Raw genomic sequence first — 16,386 nt, forward strand, 5'->3', positions numbered from 1 at the left:
CCGTTTCTCATCATTCCCGCAGCCGGAGCCCTCGCTCCGGCTTCTTTCTTTTCATCCATCGAACAGCAAGGAACCCAACATGCAGAACTTCGACAACCTCATCGGCGGCGAATGGCGTGCCGGCGCGGGCTACAGCCCGAACGTCAATCCGAGCAACCTGTCGGACGTGATCGGCCAGTACACACAGGGCGATGCCTCGCACGTCGACGCGGCAGTAGCCGCCGCCACCGCGGCCTTCCCGGCCTGGGCCACGGGCAGCGTGCAGGCGCGCTCCGACGCGCTCGACAAGATCGGCAACGAGATCCTCGCGCGCAAGGAAGAACTGGGCACGCTGCTCGCTCGCGAAGAAGGCAAGACCAAGGCCGAAGGCATCGGCGAGGCCGCGCGCGCGGGCTACATCTTCAAGTTCTTCGCGGGCGAGTGCCTGCGCCTGTCGGGCGAGGTGCTGCCTTCGGTGCGGCCCAACATCGGCGTGGAGATCACGCGCGAGCCTGTCGGCGTGGTTGGCCTCATCACGCCATGGAACTTTCCGATCGCCATTCCGGCCTGGAAGATCGCGCCTGCACTGGCCTTCGGCAATTGCGTGGTGCTGAAGCCCGCCGACCTCGTGCCGGGCTGCGCCTGGGCGATCGCGGAGATCATCAGCCGCTCGGGCATTCCGGCGGGCGTGTTCAACCTCGTGATGGGGCGCGGCAGCGTGATCGGCAATGCGCTGGTCAACCACCCCGGCATCCATGCGATCAGCTTCACCGGCTCGGTGGGCGTGGGGCGCAACATCGCGGTGCAGTGCGTCACCAACCACAAGAAGGTGCAGCTCGAGATGGGCGGCAAGAACCCGCAGGTGGTGCTCGACGACGCCGACCTCGCGCAGGCCGTGGAGCTCAGCGTGCAGAGCGCGTTCTATTCGACCGGCCAGCGTTGCACTGCGTCGAGCCGGCTCATCGTCACCGAAGGCATCTATCCGAAGTTCATCGACGCCATGAAGGAACGCATGGCGAAGATCAAGGTGGGCGACGCGCTCGCGCAGGGCACCGACATGGGCCCGGTCTCGTCGAAGTCGCAGCTCGACCAGGACATGGAATACGTCGCCATCGGCAAGGGCGAGGGCGCCACGCTGGCCGCGGGCGGCGAGCTGCTGAAGCTGGAGACCGACGGCTACTACATGTCGCCCGCACTCTTCAGCGAATCGTCGGCCGCGATGCGCATCAACAAGGAAGAGATCTTCGGCCCGGTGGCCAGCGTGATCCGCGTGAAGAACTACGAGGAAGCACTGGCCACGGCCAACGACACCGAGTTCGGCCTCTCGGCCGGCATCGCCACCACCTCGCTGAAGTACGCCACGCACTTCAAGCGCCACAGCCAGGCCGGCATGGTGATGGTCAACCTGCCGACCGCGGGTGTCGACTACCACGTGCCCTTCGGCGGTCGCAAGGGCAGCAGCTACGGCCCGCGCGAACAGGGTCGCTACGCCCAGGAGTTCTTCACGACGGTGAAGACGGCCTACACGCTGGCCTGATCGGTCTTCAGGCGGGCGGAAGCGAAGACGGCGGCGCGCGGCGGCGTCTTCGCATGATGTATTCGACGAGCTCGAACACGCCTTCGCTCAGCAGTGCCAGCGCGGCCGCCGGCAGCGCGCCCGCCACCAGCAGCTCGCGGTCGTTGAGCGCCAGCCCCGTCACGATGCGCTCGCCGAATCCGCCCGCGCCGATGAAGGCCGCGATGGTCGCCGTGCCGATGGCGATCGCCGTGGCCGTGCGCACGCCCGCCAGCAGCGTGGGCAGCGCGAGCGGCAGCAGCACCAGCCGGAGGCTCTGCGGCGGCGTCATGCCAAGTGCCGTGCCCGCCAAGCGCAGGCCGTTAGGCACTTCGGTCAGCCCCGTCACCGTGTTGCGCATGATCGGCAGCAGCGAATAGAGCGTGAGCGCGATCAGCGCCGGCAGCGCGCCGATGGCGCCCAGCATCGAGATCAGCACGGCCAGCAGCGCCAGCGAGGGCACGGTCTGCAGCAGGCTCGCGAAGCCCAGCACCACCGCGCGCAGGCGCACATGGGGAAACACCAGGATTGCGATCGGCACGCCGACAAGGATGGCGATGCCCACCGACAGCGCCACCAGCAGCAGGTGCTGGCGCGCGAGCTTCCACAGATCGGGCCCGAACAGCTTGGCTGTGAAGCCGCGGCGTTCTTCCTGCGGCTGTGCACTTGCACCCTTGCCGGTGCTCGCAATGAAGTCGCGCGCGATCGCATCGAAGGGCACGCCCTGCAGCTCGGCGCGCGCATTCATCGCGATCATCGCGTGCTCGTCGACCTTGCCTTCCAGCGTCTTCAGCGCGGCCCAGGCCTTGGGCAGCCGGGCGGGCAGGTCGAGCTTGTAGAGCACCACGGCGTCGTAGCGCGGAAAGTACTTCCTGTCGTCCTCCAGCACGCGCAGGCCGAGGTGGTCGATCTTGGCGTCGGTGGTGTAGATGTCGATCACGTCGATCTGCTTCGCGGCCACCGCGTCGTAGGCCAACCCGTGGTCAAGGCCGGTGGGCGTCTGCGCGAAGCCGTAGCGTCCGGCCAGGCCCTTCCAGCCGTCGGCGCGGCCGATGAATTCGTTCGACAGGCCGAACTTCAGCTCGGGGTGCTTCGCCAGGTCGCTCAGCGTTCGGAGGCCCAGCCGCTCGGCGTCGGCGGCGCGCACCGCGAGCGCATAGCCGTCGTTGAAGCCCAGCGGGATCGCCACGCCCAGGCCCATCGGCGCGAGCGCGGCGTTCATCGCTTCGCGCGTGTCGGCCGGTGCGCCCTTGAGGATCTCGAGCGCGATGGTGCCGGTGTATTCGGCGTACAGGTCGATGGCGCCCGAGCGCAGCGCCTCGTACACGATGGCCGTGTTGCCCAGCCCTTGCCGCACGACGGGCGGCGTGGCCGTGTGCGGTGCCGCCGTCTGCGCCAGCAGTTCGGCCAGGATGTACGACTCGGTGAAGCGCTTGGAGCCGACGCGCAGCGTCTCGTCCGCCGCCCGCGCGATGCCGCAGACGGCAAGCCAGGCGAGGGCGAAGAGCAGGGCGGCGCGCAGGAAGCTGCGGGGCAGGTGCATCCGGGCCAGTGTATAGACAACGCCCCGTTCGGCGTACCCGCCAATCTCCTACACGCCATGGTGCGCCGAGCCGATGGGGCGGGCGGCCGGCGAGGCTCACAGTCGGGTGCGATGAAGAAGACCAAGCCCGCGAAAGAAGAAGTCGACCTTCCCGGCCCCGACGTCCACGGCCTGCGCGAACTGCCAGGCCTGCAGGTCGACGGCTACAGCCTGCAGTTGCGCGACAAGGACGGCTTCGTCGGCGACCAGGCCAGCCAGACCGCATTTCGCGAACTGCTCGAACACTGGCGCAAGCGCCGCCGCAGGAAGGGCAAGGATCCGCTGGGCAAATCGCATTCGCGCGACCTCGCCAAGAAGGAGCTCGACCGCGTGCTGCAGGAGAAGAAGGCGTCCGAAGCCACCGACCTGATGCATGTGGCCATCGAGGAGTTCGCGCAGGAACTGGCCTCCGTGATCCAGCGCTTCATGCGCCAGCCCTCGTGGAAGAAGGTCGAGCGCATCGTGATCGGCGGCGGCTTTCCCGAGAGCGACGTGGGCGAGCGCGCCATCCTGCAGGCCGCCGCCATCCTCGAGGAGCTTGGCCTGCACGTGCAGATCGCCCGTCTGTCGCACGACGTGGACGACGGCGGCCTGATCGGCTGGGCGCACCTCGTGCCGCCCGCCATGCTGAAGGGCCACGACGCGATCCTCGCCGTGGACATAGGCGGCACCAACGTGCGCTGCGGCATCGTGAAGACGCGCCACCGCAAGGCGCCCGACTTCTCGCTGGCGAAGGTGGTGCGCCGCGAGAAGTGGCGCCACGCGGACGAAGGCCCGAACCGAGGCGGCATGGTCGACCACATCGCCGGCATGCTCGAGGAGATGGTGCGCTACAGCGAGCGCAAGAAGATCCGGCTCGCGCCCTTCGTCGGCATCGGCTGCCCGGGGCTGATCCGGCCCGACGGCTCCATCGCCCGCGGAGCGCAGAACCTGCCGGGCGACTGGGAAGGCCACGCCTTCCACCTGCCGAGCCAGCTATGGCGCCGCATGCCGATGATGGGCTCCGGCCCGACGCTGGTGCTGATGCACAACGACGCGGTGGTGCAGGGCCTGAGCGAGTTGCCTTTCATGCGCGACGTGCGGCACTGGGGCGTGCTGACCATCGGCACCGGGCTCGGCAACGCGAGCTTTACCAACAGGGACTGATGTCAGCCCGTCGTCTGTCTTGCCATGGCCCGCAGCCGTGGCAGCAGGCGGCCTAGCGCGATGGCGAAGTTGCCGAGCGCAATGAGCATCGTGGCCGACAGCAGGGCCGGAATGCCCTGGGCCACGATCAGGTGGCCGGCGAGCAGGGGATAGCCGAACACGCCGATGAAGTAGGACAGGCTGAACAGCAGCAGCGCCTGCGGCGTCTCGCCCTGCGGCGCTTCGTTGGCGGCCAGTCCGTTGATGACCGAATAGGTCAGGCCGTAGCCCACGCCCAGCGTCACCGAGGCGAGCAGATAGCTGGGCCAGTCGCTCACGAGAAACCGGAACATCGCGATCGACAGGACGACAAGGAAGGTGAGGACGGCAGCTGCGAGGTGGGGGTTCTGGCGGACGACGATGCCTGAAAGCAGCATGCGGCAACCGATGGCCGCACCCATGAAGCCGATGAAGAAGATCGAGAAGTCCAGTCCCTTGGCTGCGGCGTAGGCGGTCTGAAAACTCGACAGGCCCCCGAAGATGGCGCCCCCGAGCCCCACCATCGCGATTGGAAAGACCGCCTTCGCCTGCAGTACCCGCAAGAGGCTTGCCCAGGACAGCCGGGTGGCCCTGGCCGCGCCCTGGGTGGCCGTGATGCGGCGGATCGGCTCGTGCAGGAAGAAGAAGATCAATGCGCCGCACAGGCTCGTTGCCGCGGCAAGCCAATATGTGGCTTCCAGCGGCCAGCCCAGAAGCTTCGCACCCCGGCCCAGGATCGGCCCGCTGCCGATGCCGCTCATCATGCTGCCGGACAGCAGCGCGAAGTACCGGATGCGTCGTGCCGGTTCAACGATGGCAGCCACGATGATCGGCCCGAGCGTGTAGAACGCCCCCCAGCCGCAGCCCAGCAGAAGACCGCAGATCCGCATGCTCTGGCCCACGCCCGGCACGAGGGCAAAACCCAGGCAACTGGCGGACAGGATCAGGCCGGACACACCCACCGCGCGCGGTGCCCCCACGGCGTCGCTGGCATGGCCCGACAGGATCACCGCCACGATCGTGCTGACGATGGCCGTCGAGATGATCAGACCGGTATCGCCCTCGTTGCCGCCGCGCGAGGCGACCAGCAAGGCCAGCAGGAAGGTCGTGCCATAGGACATCGATAGCAGGTAGCCGCCGAGACAGAACAGCGAGAACACGCGGGGCGAAGCGCCGGCCGATGTCGGGCTCGTGGAGGCCTCGGCGGCAGGAGTAAGGGGCTGGGTGCTCATTCCGGTTGCCTCTGCGAAGCTTGTGAAGCGACGGATTCTGGTGGCCTCATTACTCCGAATAAACCGCAAGATTTCACTCCTTGCTTGCGGAGGTGTGAAACTTTCACGAACAGGGAGGAGCCGCGCGATGCGCGTGGGTGACGAGCGGCCGCGGCTACAGGTCCTCGGCCCGCAATCCTTCGATGCGCACGCTTGCGGAGACGGAGGCAACGTTTCCCGCCGCATCGGCCACACGCGCCTCGATGTTCACGGCGCCGGGCCTCTTCGGCGTCCACGCGCACACGTACGGCGCGGCGCGCAGCGTGCACGCGGTCTTGCCGTCGACGATGAACTTCAGCTCGGTCACGGCCACGTTGTCGGAAGCAGTGGCGGTGAGCCTTGCCGCAATGCCGGTCGCGACGCTCGCGGGCGCGGAGAGCGCCACGGTGGGCGGCACCGTGTCCGAGGGCGGATTGACGATCACGTTGGCCGAGGCCACGGCCGAGTTGCCCGCCGCGTCGACGGCGACCACGCGGATCGTCTGCACGCCCGGCGCGCTCGGCGTCCAGCTGCAGGTGTAGGGCGGGGCGGTGAAGGTGCAGATCGGGATGCTGTCCCTGCCCAGCACCTTGACGCCCCACACGCCCGCGTTGTCCACCACGGCCGGCGCGATGACCGTGAGCTGCCCGACGGTGGCCATGGAGGGCGCGGCCACCGACACGGTGGGCGGCGCGGTGTCGGCGCCGCCGAGCGCCAGGTCGATGGTGAACATCTGCTGGCCCTGCACCGCCTTCTGCTCGAAGGCATCGAAGATGGTGAACCAGCTCGCGCCGGGCGCGCGGTTGGCGGCGCGGGCCTTGACGAGCAGCGTCGTCTTGCCGGTGGCGAAGCAGCTGAAGCCGCAGTCCCAGTCGAACACGAAACGGCCGGAGGCGTCGGCCACGCCGGTCACCAGCATCACCAGCGGCTTGCCGGCTCCCGGGTTGCGCCACACCGAGACCTGCGCGCCGGGCAGGGCGGTGCCGGTGTCGCGATCGGTCACGCGCACCTGGGTGGCGTTGGTGCCGGCCATGAACTTCGAGCTGCCGAGCTTGGGCCAGTCGGTCCAGTCGGTGTTGATGTTGGCCTTGGTGCCTTCGGTGAAGCGGATCAGCTCGAGCGTGGCGACGCGGTTGGCCGCCGGATCGCGGCGCTGCTCGAAGACGGTGCCCAGAAGGGGGTCGAGCCGCCAGTGCTGGCGGGTCCACCAGTAGCGGTCGGCATCGTTGGCCAGCGCGAGATCGGTGACGGGCGCGACGCCGGTGGTGTCGGCGACGGCGATGCCGTTGTAGTACTCGCCCGCGCCGGCGCCGAACACATGCTCCAGCTCGTGCATCAGCGTCTTGAGCTGGCGGCCCAGGTAGTCCTTCTCGGTGGATTCGGGCGCGCCCGGCGTGGGCGCGCGCGAGAGGCGCAGCGGGTCGTGGATGGCGATCCAGTTCAGGTTCCAGGCCACGCCCTTCTGCGGAAAGGTCCAGCTCATCGACAGCCCGCCGTGGCTGTAGCCGCGCATGGACTTCGAGACGCACACCACCACCTCGCCGTTGACCAGCCCGTTGTAGCTGCACTGCGGCGCGTTCGCGGGCGCGAGCAGCTGCAGGTCGGCAGCGGGGTCGAAGGCGAAGCTGCGCACCGTCTCGCGCGTGAACACGGTGTTGACGTCGGCCACGTACTGGGCGAGCCGGCGGCCGGCTTCGGCGGGGCCGATGTCGGCGGCGAGCTCGGGGTCGACGATGAACTTCAGGCGATGAGTGCTGGGGGCGGCCCGGCCGACCTCGTCCATGGCGGCGAAGGCGGGCGTCGCGATTCCAGACAGTGCGAATACCGTTGGTATGGCAGCAAACGCCAGATTGGCCAGGGTGCGCAGCGAGAAGAAAGCTCGCATCGGTTTTCCCCGGAGGCCGGGGCGCAGGACTCGGACGGACGGCGCTTCGGTCGGCCCCGCGGGAGGCCGTGCCCAAGCGGGCTACCCCGCTACGCAGGGGGTGCAGGGAGATCCGTTCGAGCCCTTCCGATGGCGAACCGGTGGCTGGGCAAGCCTGTCAATCCCCGAAACCGGTAGGTATTTTAGTCTGCATGTTCAATTGGTTTCAATTGTGTTGCATTTGTGCTTCCGGCGCCACAGCTTCGCCGCCCAGCGCCTTGTAGACCGCCACCAGCCCCACCGCCAGCCGGCTGGAGCTTTGTGCCTGGTCGCGCCTCGCCTGCAGCAGGGTGCGGCGCGCGTCGAGCTCCACGCCGAAGTCGGTGAGCCCGCCCTTGTAGCGCGCCGACGCTAGCACCAGCGCGTCGCGGCTGCGACGCTCGCGCTCGGCCAGCTCGGCTTGGCGCTGGCGCTCGGCGGCGTAGGCGGTGAGGGCCGAATCGATCTCGTGCCAGGCCTTGAGCACGGTCTGCTGGAACGCCACGGCCGCTTCCTGCTGCTGCAGCTCGCGCAGCTCGACGGTGCCGCGGCGACGGCCGCCGTCGAAGATCGGCAGACTGATCGACGGCCCCACGTGCCATTGCCTGCTGCCCCATTCGCCGAAGCGCTCGCTGCCCACCGATTCATAGCCGAAGCCGGCGCCCAGCGTCACGCGCGGATAGAGGTCGGCCACCGCCACGCCGACGCGGGCTGTGGCCGCGTGCAGTTGCGCCTCGGCGGCCGCGATGTCGGGGCGGCGGCGCGCGAGTTCGCCCGGCTGGCCCAGCGCGAGCGCGGGCAGCGTGGGGGTATCGAGTGCGTCACCGGCGGCGGTGTCGGCCAGTTCGGCGTTCAGCGTGCCCGGCGCGGCGCCGGCCAGCAGCGTGATGCGGTTCATCGCGTCGGCCTCTTGCTGCAGCAGCGCGGGAATGCGTGCGCGCAGTTCGGCGAGCAGCGCGCGCTGGCGCGCCGGGTCCAGGTCGGTCACGAGGCCGCCGTCGGCGCGCGCCTGAACCAGCTCGAGCGATTCGGCGGCCGCCGCGTTGTCGGCGCGCGCGATGCGCAGTTCGCGCTGCGTGCCGCGCAGCTCGAAGTAGTTGCGCGCCAGCTCGGCCTGCACGCTGAGCCGGGCCTGCCGCAGCAGCGCGGCCGAGGCGCCTGCGTCGGCATCGGCCGCCTCGATGGCGCGGCGCACGCGGCCCCACAGGTCGATTTCCCACGAGGCATCGAAGCCGGCCTGGTAGAGGTTGTAGGGCTCACTGAGCGTGCGGATGAGCTGGTCGCGGTTGGAGACCGACGAGCCCAGCGCGTCGATCATCCGCGTAGCGGCGCCGGTCTCGCTCTGGCGCTGCCGGGTGACGCCGGCGCTCGCGTTCAGCTGCGGCCCCTGCTGCGCGGCGGTGGTGGTGCGCTGCACGCGGCTTTGCGCGAAGCGCAGCGCGGCCGTCTGCAGATCGGGGTTGCTGGCGAGCACCATGGCTTCGAGGCGGTCCAGCACCGGATCGCCGAAGGCTTTCCAGTCGCCCGATGCGATGCCGGTGCCCGCGGCGTTCTGCCGTTCCGCGCCGAGCAGCGCGGGCGAGCCGCCATGCCATGCGGACCAGTCGGCGGGCGCATCGGTCTTTGGCGACTGGTGATCGGGCCCCACGGCGCAGCCGGCAAGAGCGAGGGCGAGCGACAGCGATGCAGCGGCGCAGGCAAGGGAAGAAAGAGGATGGGACATGGCGTGCTCCCGTTTTCAGACAAGGCGATTGCGGAACAGCCACGCCGCCAGCGGCAGCGTGACGGCGGCGATGACGGCCAGCGGAATCAGGTTGTGCCAGACCGTGGCCAGCCCGACGCCTTCGAGGTACACGCGCTGCACCAGGTCGATGGCGAAGCGCAGCGGATTGGCCAGCGTCGCCACCTGCAGCGCGTGCGGCATGTTGCGCACCGGCGTGGTCAGGCCCGACAGCAGCATCAGCGGCATCAGCAGCACGAAGGCGTAGAGCATGGCCTGCTGCATGTTGGCCGACACGGCGGAGATCGACAGGCCGATGCCCACGCTCGCCACCGTGAAGAACAAGAGCCCCGTGTAGAGCGTGACGAGCGAGCCCGCCATCGGAATGCGGAACCAGAAGAGCGCCACCAGCAGGATCAGCGAGGACTGCACCAGCCCCACCAGCACCGGCGGCAGCGCCTTGCCGATCATGATTTCGAGCGGCGACATCGGCGTCACCAGCAGCTGGTCGAAGGTGCCCTGTTCACGTTCGCGTGCCACCGACAGCGCCGTGAGCAGCAGCGTTTGCAGCATGCTGAGCGCGGCGATCATGCCCGGCAGCAGGTTCCAGCGCGTCTCCAGGTTCGGGTTGAACCACGCGCGCGATTCGACGGTCAGCGAAGGCGGCGGTGCGCCCGCGCGTGTGCGCAGCTCGGCGTTGTAGCGCTCGACCACCGCGCTCACGTAGCCCGCCGCCGAGCCCGCGGTGTTGGAGTTGCGCGCATCCAGGATGAGCTGGATGGCCGCCGTCTGCCCCGCGCTGAGCTGCTGCTCGAAGTTCGCGGGAATCTGGATGACGAGCAGCGCCTTCTCGGTATCGATCACTTCGCGGATGTCGGCCTGCGAGCGCAGCGTGGCGACGCGATGGAACACGCCCGTGCTGTCGAGGTGTGCGATCAGTTCCGACGATGCGCCGTTGCGGCTCTGGTCGAGCAGCGCATAGGGCACGTCGTTGAGGTCGTAGGTGGCGCCGTAGCCGAAGACCAGACTCTGCATGATCGCCGGCGCCACCAGGATGGCGCGCGTGGCCGGGTCCTTGAGGATGGTCAGCAGCTCCTTGCGGCAGAGGTTGGCCACGCGAAGGAAGAAGTCGATGAGGGCGTTCATGGCCGTGCTTTCAGTCGAGGCTCTTTCGCGTCACCGCGCGGGCCACCAGCAGCAGGCCCACGGCGTACGCGAGAAGGATCGCGCAGTTGCGCCACACCAGCGGCCAGACGTCGCCCGCGAGGAACAGCGTCTTGATGAGGTCCATGAAGTAGGTGGCCGGGAGCGCGTGGCCGATCACCCATACGGCGGTGGGCACGTTGCGCAGGTCGAAGAGAAAGCCCGACAGCATCATCGAGGGCATGAAGGTCGCGATCAGTGCCACCTGGCTCGCGAGGAACTGGTTGCGCGTGACCGAGGAGATCACCAGGCCCAGGCTCACCGCCACGATCAAGTAGAGCATCGAGGCGAACACCACCACGACGAGCGAGCCGTACATCGGCACCGCGAACAGGTAGCGCGCCGACAGCAGGCACAGCGCGAGGCCGAGCATGCCGACCGCGAAGTACGGAATGATCTTCGCCAGCAGGATTTCCACCGGCCGCACCGGCGTGACGAAGAGCGCCTCCAGCGTGCCGCGCTCCCACTCGCGCGCCATCACCAGCGCGGTGAGGAAGGCGCCCACCAGCGTCATGATGAGCACGATGAGCCCCGGCACCAGGTACCAGGTGCTGGTGTTCGCCGCGTTGAACCACATGCGCTGCTCGACCGTGACGCTGCCGGTGGGCGGTGCGTCGGCGCCGGTGCTGTTGCCGCCCCGGTCGATCCGCCGCACCGACGACTGCATGAGCGCGCCCGTCACGTAGGCCTGGATGATGCTCGCGCGCCCCGCGTCGGAGCCGTGCACGATGAGCTGCACGCGCGCATTGCCCGCGGCGAGCGAGCGCGAGAAGTCGGAGGGCACGCGCACGATGCCGTCGACCTTGCGCTCGCGCATGAGCTCCTCGGCGTCGTGCATCGAGCCCAGCAGCACCGGCGCGATGGTGGGCGAGAGCTCCAGCCCGGCGATGGCCTCGTGCGCCGCGGGTGAGGCGTCTTCCATCACCACCGCCACGGGCGCGTTCTTCACGTCGAGCGACATGCCGTAGCCGAAGATCAGGATCAGCACCATCGGCAGCAGGATGCCGATGGCCAGGTTGCTGCGGTCGCGCAGCAGCTGGCGGAACTCCTTGCGCGTGAGGGAGAGCAGGCGGGACCAGAAGCCGCTCATGCCGGTACCTCTGCGCGGACCTTGCGCCGCGCCTTCTCGACGATGCCGATGAAGGCCTGTTCCATGTCGATGCGCTTTTCCCTGTCGTCGCCGAGTGCCTGCGCGCGCACCTCCTGCGGCGTGCCGATGGCCAGCACCTTGCCCGCGTCCTGGATCACGATGCGGTCGCAGTACTCGGCCTCCTCCATGAAGTGCGTGGTGATGACGACCGTGGTGCCGCCTTCGGCCAGCGCGGTGATGCGCCGCCAGAACTCGCGGCGCGCGAGCGGGTCGGCACCGCTGGTGGGCTCGTCGAGGAACAGGATTTCGGGTTCGTGCAGCAGGCCCGTGGCCATGGCCAGGCGCTGCTTGTAGCCGCCGGGCAACTGGCCGCTGGGCGAGTCGAGCGAATGGGCCAAGTCGAACTGGCGCAGCACCGTGTCCATGCGGTCGCGCAGCTTCGCTCCGCGCAGGCCGTAGGCGCCGCCGAAGAACGAGAGGTTCTCGCGCACCGTGAGGTTTCCGTAGAGCGCGAACTTCTGCGAGACGTAGCCGATGCGCTGGCGCGCCTGCGCGCGGGCATGCCGCAGGTCGACGCCCGCCACGCGCAGTTGCCCGCCGCTGGCCGGCAGCAGGCCGCACAGCATGCGGAAGGTGGTCGTCTTGCCCGCGCCGTTGGGGCCGAGCAGGCCGAAGATCTCGCCGCGACGCACCGAGAAGCTGGTGCTGGCCACCGCGACGAAATCGCCGAAGCGGCGCACGAGGTCCTTCACCTCTATGACCACTTCGCCGGGCTGGCCGGCGTCTTGTCGAGGCGTGGCTGGCATGGCCGCCGGTGTGGTGTCTTCATCATGCGAGGCCTGGGTGCGCAGCAGCGTCATGAAGCCGTCTTCGAGACGCGGCGCGACGGGCTCGGCGTGTGCGCCTTCCAGCAGTTCGTCGAGCCGCGCTTCGCCCGTTGCCTCGCGACGGATGAATCGCACCTCGCCGCCCTGGGGCACGGCATCGACGATCTCCTGCCGCGCATCGAGCAGGCGGGCCTGCAGCAGCCGCGGCGGCTCGTCGCCGGGCGGCGTGGCTACGAAGCACAAACCGTCCGCCCGGTCGCGCAGCTCGGCCGGCGCTCCCTGCGCCAGCAGCTTGCCGCCGTGCAGCACGAACACATGGCTGCAGCGCTCGGCCTCGTCGAGGTAGGCGGTGCTGACGATGACGGAGAGCCTTTCCTCGTCCACCAGCTGCTGCACGATCTCCCACAGCTCGCGGCGCGAGAGCGGGTCGACGCCCACGGTCGGCTCGTCGAGCAGCAGCAGGTCGGGCGAACGCACCAGCGTGCAGGCCAGCCCGAGCTTCTGCTTCATGCCGCCAGAGAGCTTGCCTGCCGGACGGTCGGTGAAGCGGCCGAGGTCGGTCATCTCCATCAGCCGCGCGTAGCGCTCGCGCCGCCTGTCGCGGGGCACGCCGTGCAGGTCGGCGTAGAGGTCGAGGTTCTCCTGCACGCTGAGGTCGTCGTAGAGGCCGAAGCGCTGCGGCATGTAGCTGATGCGGTCCTGCACCGCCTGCGGATCGGCCGACACGTCGATGCCGAGCACGCGCAGTTCGCCCGAATCGGCGCGCATCAGGCCGGCCATCAGACGCAGCAGCGTGGTCTTGCCGGCGCCGTCGGGGCCGACCAGCGCGGTGAGCGTGCCGGCGGGAATTTCGAGCGACACGTCGTCGAGCGCATGCACGGCCGCGGCCGGCGGCTTCGGCACGAAGCGCTTGTGCAGCGAGCGTCCGGCCACGACCGGCCCGGTGGTGGTCATCAGGGCTTGCCGGTGGCAGTGGAGGAAGAACCGGAAGAGGGCGGCGGCGACAGCTGCACGGTGGCCGGCATGCCGAGGCGAAGCCGGTCCTGCGGGTCGTCGACCATCACGCGGACTTCGTAGACCAGGCTGCTGCGCAGCTCCTCGGTCTGCACGGTCTTGGGCGTGAACTCGGCCACCGACGAGATGTAGCCGACCTTGCCCGCGATGGTCTCGCCGGGCTGGCTGTCGGTGCTCACGCGGGCTTCCTGCCCGGCGCGCACGCGGCCGAGGTCTGGTTCAGCCACGTAGGTCCGCACCCACTTGGGATCGGTGATGGCGAGCGTGAAGGCCGGGCGCTGCGGAGAGGCCATGTCGCCGGGCTCGAGCAGGCGGGCGCGCACGATGGCGTCGATCGGCGCCTTGAGCTCGGCCTCGGTCAACTGGTGGTTCATGAGCGCGAGTTCGGCGCGGGCCGATTCGAGCTGGGCCTGCGCCTGTCCGATGTCTTCCTTGCGCGGGCCGGCCACCACCAGCTGCTGCGCCTTGCGTGCGTTGTCGAGCTGCGCCAGCGCCACCTTGCGCCGGGCCTGCGCGCTGTCGAGATCCTGCTGGCTCACGGCCCGGCCGGCGGTGGTGGTGCCGATGGCCTGCAGGCGTGCGAGCTGCTGCTGCGCCAGTTCGGCGTCGGCCTGCGCGGCGGCCACCTGTGCGCCTGCCTGCGCCACTTCCTCGGGACGGCTGCCGGTCTTCAGGCGCAGCAGGGCCTGTTCCTGCACGCCGATGCGCGCCTGCGACTGCGCCACGCGCAGCACCAGCGAGCGGGTGTCGAGCCGGCCCAGCACCTGCCCGGCGCGCACGCGGTCGCCCTCGCGCACCGTCAGCTCGGCGATGCGGTCGTTGGCGTTGAAGGCCAGCGAGACCTGTCGCAGGTCGACGTTGCCGTACAGCACGAGCTGGTCGGAGGGCGTGGCGGAGCGGTTCGCGTACCACCAGCCGCCCGCCGCGGCGGCGATGGCCACGACGGCGACGGCGATGAGGGGTTTCCTGTTCATGGCGTGTTTCCTGGCGGGGCTGCTGCCCGGGAGTCGGCGCGATGTTATCAAATTGAAATTTGAATTTGAAGTATTTTTTTGTTTGGGTTAGCCTCGGGGCATGGCAACCCGCACTCCGCGCACCGACGGCAACGCAACGCGCCTGCACATCCTCGAAACCGCCGGACAGCTGTTCGCGGCGCAAGGCTTCGCGGAAAGCACCAGCAAGGAAATCTGCACCCGTGCCGGCACCAACATGGCGGCCATCAACTACCACTTCGGCGGCCGAGACGGCCTCTACGAGGCGGTGCTGATCGATGCGCACAGGCAACTGGTGAGCCTCGACGAGCTGATGGCGCTGTCGGTGGAGTCGAGCGATCCGCGCCAGAAGCTGCGCGCCTTTCTCACGCACATGGTCGAGATGAGCGCGCAGCCGAAGGCACCCTGGGGCTTTCGCGTGGTGCTGCGCGAGGCGCTGTCGCCGTCGCCGGCCATGCCGGCGCTGATCCAGCGCGCGGTGCTGCCGAAGGCCAAGCTGCTGCGGGGCATCGTCGGCGAGATCATGGGCCTGCCCGACGACCATCCCTCGGTGCAGCGCAGCCTGCTGCTCACGGTGCTCCCTTGCCTGGTGATGACGGTGGCGCCCAAGGATCTGAGCAGCAAGGTGCTGCCGGCGCTGAAGGACACGCAGGCCCTGGCCGACGAAGTCGTGCGCTACGTGCTTGCAGGGCTCGACGCGGTGGCAAAGGCCGCCGAGCCGCCGCCTAAAGCTGGAAAGCGACGGTGAGCAGCAGGCCTTCCGCCACGTCGCGCACCAGCCCCGGCCTGCGCGCGCGATAAGGCTCGCCGGCCGAAGCGGTGGTCTCGATCCACTCGGCCAGCCACTCGATGTGGTCGTGGCCGTAGAACACCACGGCAGCCTCGTGGTTCAGCAGCAGGCTGCGCAGGTCGAGGTTGATCGATCCGCACATCGCGAGCTCCTCGTCCACCACCACTGCCTTGGCGTGCGCCATGAAGGGCAGCATGCGAAAGCTCACGCCTGCGCGCGCCAGGTCGCGCATGGCGCGTGCGCGCACGAAGTCGGCCAGCCGGTGGTTGGATTGCGCGGGCATCGCGATGGTCACCTGCACACCGCGTCGCGCAGCCAGCCGCAGTGCGTCGCGCAGGCCGTCGCCGGGCACGAAGTAGGGCGTGATCGCCAGGATGCGGTGCTCGGCACGGAAGCAGGCGTCGATCAGCAGCGCGTGCGCCGTGTCCTCCGTCTGGTCGGGGCCGCTCGGCAGGAACTGCGCCATGGCCGTGTCCGGGCCTGCGGCATCGGGAGCGGTGATGGCGCGCGCCTTGCGGCTGCGCACCGAGGCCCAGTCGTGGTCGAACTGGCGCGCCGCCGCGGCCGCCACGCTGCCGCGCAGGTCGAACGAGAGATCGCGCCAGGCCTCGGGATGCTTGTCGTTGCCGGTGAAGTATTCGCCTGCGAGGTTGCGCCCGCCCGACCACAGCCAGCGGTCGTCGGCGATGGTGAACTTGCGGTGGTTGCGCAGGTTGCGCGGACCGATGCGGCGCAGGCTGAAGAAGGGACGGAACACGGCCACCTCGCCGCCCGCCGCGCGCAGCCGGTCGAAGTGATGGCGCGGTAGCGACAACGCGCCGAAGCCGTCGAGCAGCACCCGCACCTTGATGCCCTCGCGCGCCCGCTGGGCCAGCCGGTCGAGCACCGCATGCCCGAGCGGATCGTCGCCGATGATGAAGGTGCACACGTCGATGCGTTCGCGCGCGCCGTCGATCACCTCCCACAGCGCCTCTCGCGCGGCCTCGCCGTCGGCATGCATGCGGATCGCGCTGCGCCCGGGCGGCGCGAGGCCGAAGCTCTCGATCAGGTCGGCCGCCCAGTGGCCCGGCGGCACCGAGCGCGGCGGCCTGGGCGAACCCGCCGGGCGCAGCTTGCGCTGGCCGAACAGCAGGTACATCGGCAGGATGAAATAGGGCATCAGCACCAGTCCCATGACCCAGGCGATGGCGGTGGTGGGGGCGCGCTGCTCGCGGCGCGCGCGCGTGGTCAGCACGTAGACCAGCAGTGCGAAGGTGACGACGAGAAAGTGCTGCGAGGGTGAAGGCAGCCAGTCGAACTCTTTGGTCGGCATGAATC

12 protein-coding genes are annotated in these 16,386 nt (G+C 69.2%); 3 read left to right on the forward strand and 9 right to left on the reverse strand.

The window, feature by feature from the left end; translation table 11 throughout:
• Window positions 1-79: 79 nt before the first annotated feature.
• Window positions 80-1,516 carry an aldehyde dehydrogenase family protein gene (locus tag EJP69_RS23870; RefSeq protein ID WP_126472742.1) on the forward strand — a complete coding sequence of 479 codons (1,437 nt, stop codon included), beginning with the start codon at window positions 80-82 and terminating at the stop codon, window positions 1,514-1,516.
• Between the two features lie 7 nt (window positions 1,517-1,523).
• Here the strand turns inward: EJP69_RS23870 and EJP69_RS23875 are convergent, their stop codons facing one another.
• Entirely contained in the window at window positions 1,524-3,077 is a 1,554-nt protein-coding gene (locus EJP69_RS23875; protein ID WP_126472743.1) for an ABC transporter permease/substrate-binding protein, read from the reverse strand.
• 111 nt (window positions 3,078-3,188) lie between these two features.
• On the opposite strand from EJP69_RS23875, the gene EJP69_RS23880 reads away from it, so the two are divergent.
• A complete protein-coding gene (locus EJP69_RS23880; RefSeq protein WP_126472744.1) occupies window positions 3,189-4,262 on the forward strand; it encodes an ROK family protein in 1,074 nt (357 codons plus the stop codon).
• Between the two features lie 2 nt (window positions 4,263-4,264).
• Here the strand turns inward: EJP69_RS23880 and EJP69_RS23885 are convergent, their stop codons facing one another.
• From EJP69_RS23885 to EJP69_RS23915, 7 genes are all read right to left on the reverse strand, one after another.
• On the reverse strand, window positions 4,265-5,440 hold the full coding sequence (locus tag EJP69_RS23885; RefSeq protein ID WP_206169379.1) for an MFS transporter: 1,176 nt from the start codon (window positions 5,438-5,440) through the stop codon (window positions 4,265-4,267).
• Between the two features lie 226 nt (window positions 5,441-5,666).
• The gene (locus EJP69_RS23890; protein ID WP_240652278.1) at window positions 5,667-7,313 is read right to left on the reverse strand and encodes an Ig-like domain-containing protein; all 1,647 of its coding nucleotides are present in this window, start codon (window positions 7,311-7,313) and stop codon (window positions 5,667-5,669) included.
• Window positions 7,314-7,620: 307 nt separating this feature from the next.
• Window positions 7,621-9,156 (reverse strand): efflux transporter outer membrane subunit, encoded by a 1,536-nt coding sequence (locus EJP69_RS23895; protein WP_126472746.1) that lies wholly within the window; start codon window positions 9,154-9,156, stop codon window positions 7,621-7,623.
• 15 nt (window positions 9,157-9,171) lie between these two features.
• Window positions 9,172-10,299 carry an ABC transporter permease gene (locus EJP69_RS23900; RefSeq protein WP_126472747.1) on the reverse strand — a complete coding sequence of 376 codons (1,128 nt, stop codon included), beginning with the start codon at window positions 10,297-10,299 and terminating at the stop codon, window positions 9,172-9,174.
• 10 nt (window positions 10,300-10,309) lie between these two features.
• Window positions 10,310-11,446 carry an ABC transporter permease gene (locus tag EJP69_RS23905; protein ID WP_126472748.1) on the reverse strand — a complete coding sequence of 379 codons (1,137 nt, stop codon included), beginning with the start codon at window positions 11,444-11,446 and terminating at the stop codon, window positions 10,310-10,312.
• Window positions 11,443-13,227 carry an ATP-binding cassette domain-containing protein gene (locus EJP69_RS23910; protein WP_126472749.1) on the reverse strand — a complete coding sequence of 595 codons (1,785 nt, stop codon included), beginning with the start codon at window positions 13,225-13,227 and terminating at the stop codon, window positions 11,443-11,445. Before EJP69_RS23910 ends, EJP69_RS23905 begins: the two co-directional genes overlap by 4 nt.
• A complete protein-coding gene (locus EJP69_RS23915) occupies window positions 13,227-14,261 on the reverse strand; it encodes an HlyD family secretion protein (protein WP_126472750.1) in 1,035 nt (344 codons plus the stop codon). The genes EJP69_RS23910 and EJP69_RS23915 overlap by 1 nt, the downstream gene beginning before the upstream one ends.
• Before the next feature lie 100 nt (window positions 14,262-14,361).
• Here EJP69_RS23915 and EJP69_RS23920 point away from each other — a divergent pair, with 100 nt between their 5' ends.
• A complete protein-coding gene (locus EJP69_RS23920) occupies window positions 14,362-15,027 on the forward strand; it encodes a TetR/AcrR family transcriptional regulator (RefSeq protein ID WP_093203472.1) in 666 nt (221 codons plus the stop codon).
• Here the strand turns inward: EJP69_RS23920 and EJP69_RS23925 are convergent.
• A complete protein-coding gene (locus tag EJP69_RS23925) occupies window positions 15,005-16,381 on the reverse strand; it encodes a phospholipase D-like domain-containing protein (RefSeq protein ID WP_126472751.1) in 1,377 nt (458 codons plus the stop codon). The two genes, EJP69_RS23920 and EJP69_RS23925, sit on opposite strands and share 23 nt — an antisense overlap.
• Between the last annotated feature and the right edge of the window lie 5 nt (window positions 16,382-16,386).

Origin of the sequence: Variovorax gossypii (genome assembly GCF_003965815.1) — a bacterium.
Classification (GTDB): Bacteria; Pseudomonadota; Gammaproteobacteria; order Burkholderiales; family Burkholderiaceae_C; genus Variovorax; species Variovorax gossypii.

Bases quoted from the DNA above. Each gene is read 5' to 3' on its own strand.
- EJP69_RS23870 (WP_126472742.1), top strand. From the start codon at position 80: ATGCAGAACTTCGACAACCTCATCGGCGGCGAATGGCGTGCCGGCGCG.
- EJP69_RS23875 (WP_126472743.1), bottom strand. From the start codon at position 3,077: ATGCACCTGCCCCGCAGCTTCCTGCGCGCCGCCCTGCTCTTCGCCCTC.
- EJP69_RS23880 (WP_126472744.1), top strand. From the start codon at position 3,189: ATGAAGAAGACCAAGCCCGCGAAAGAAGAAGTCGACCTTCCCGGCCCC.
- EJP69_RS23890 (WP_240652278.1), bottom strand. From the start codon at position 7,313: ATGGACGAGGTCGGCCGGGCCGCCCCCAGCACTCATCGCCTGAAGTTC.
- EJP69_RS23895 (WP_126472746.1), bottom strand. From the start codon at position 9,156: ATGTCCCATCCTCTTTCTTCCCTTGCCTGCGCCGCTGCATCGCTGTCG.
- EJP69_RS23900 (WP_126472747.1), bottom strand. From the start codon at position 10,299: ATGAACGCCCTCATCGACTTCTTCCTTCGCGTGGCCAACCTCTGCCGC.
- EJP69_RS23905 (WP_126472748.1), bottom strand. From the start codon at position 11,446: ATGAGCGGCTTCTGGTCCCGCCTGCTCTCCCTCACGCGCAAGGAGTTC.
- EJP69_RS23910 (WP_126472749.1), bottom strand. From the start codon at position 13,227: ATGACCACCACCGGGCCGGTCGTGGCCGGACGCTCGCTGCACAAGCGC.
- EJP69_RS23915 (WP_126472750.1), bottom strand. From the start codon at position 14,261: ATGAACAGGAAACCCCTCATCGCCGTCGCCGTCGTGGCCATCGCCGCC.
- EJP69_RS23920 (WP_093203472.1), top strand. From the start codon at position 14,362: ATGGCAACCCGCACTCCGCGCACCGACGGCAACGCAACGCGCCTGCAC.
- EJP69_RS23925 (WP_126472751.1), bottom strand. From the start codon at position 16,381: ATGCCGACCAAAGAGTTCGACTGGCTGCCTTCACCCTCGCAGCACTTT.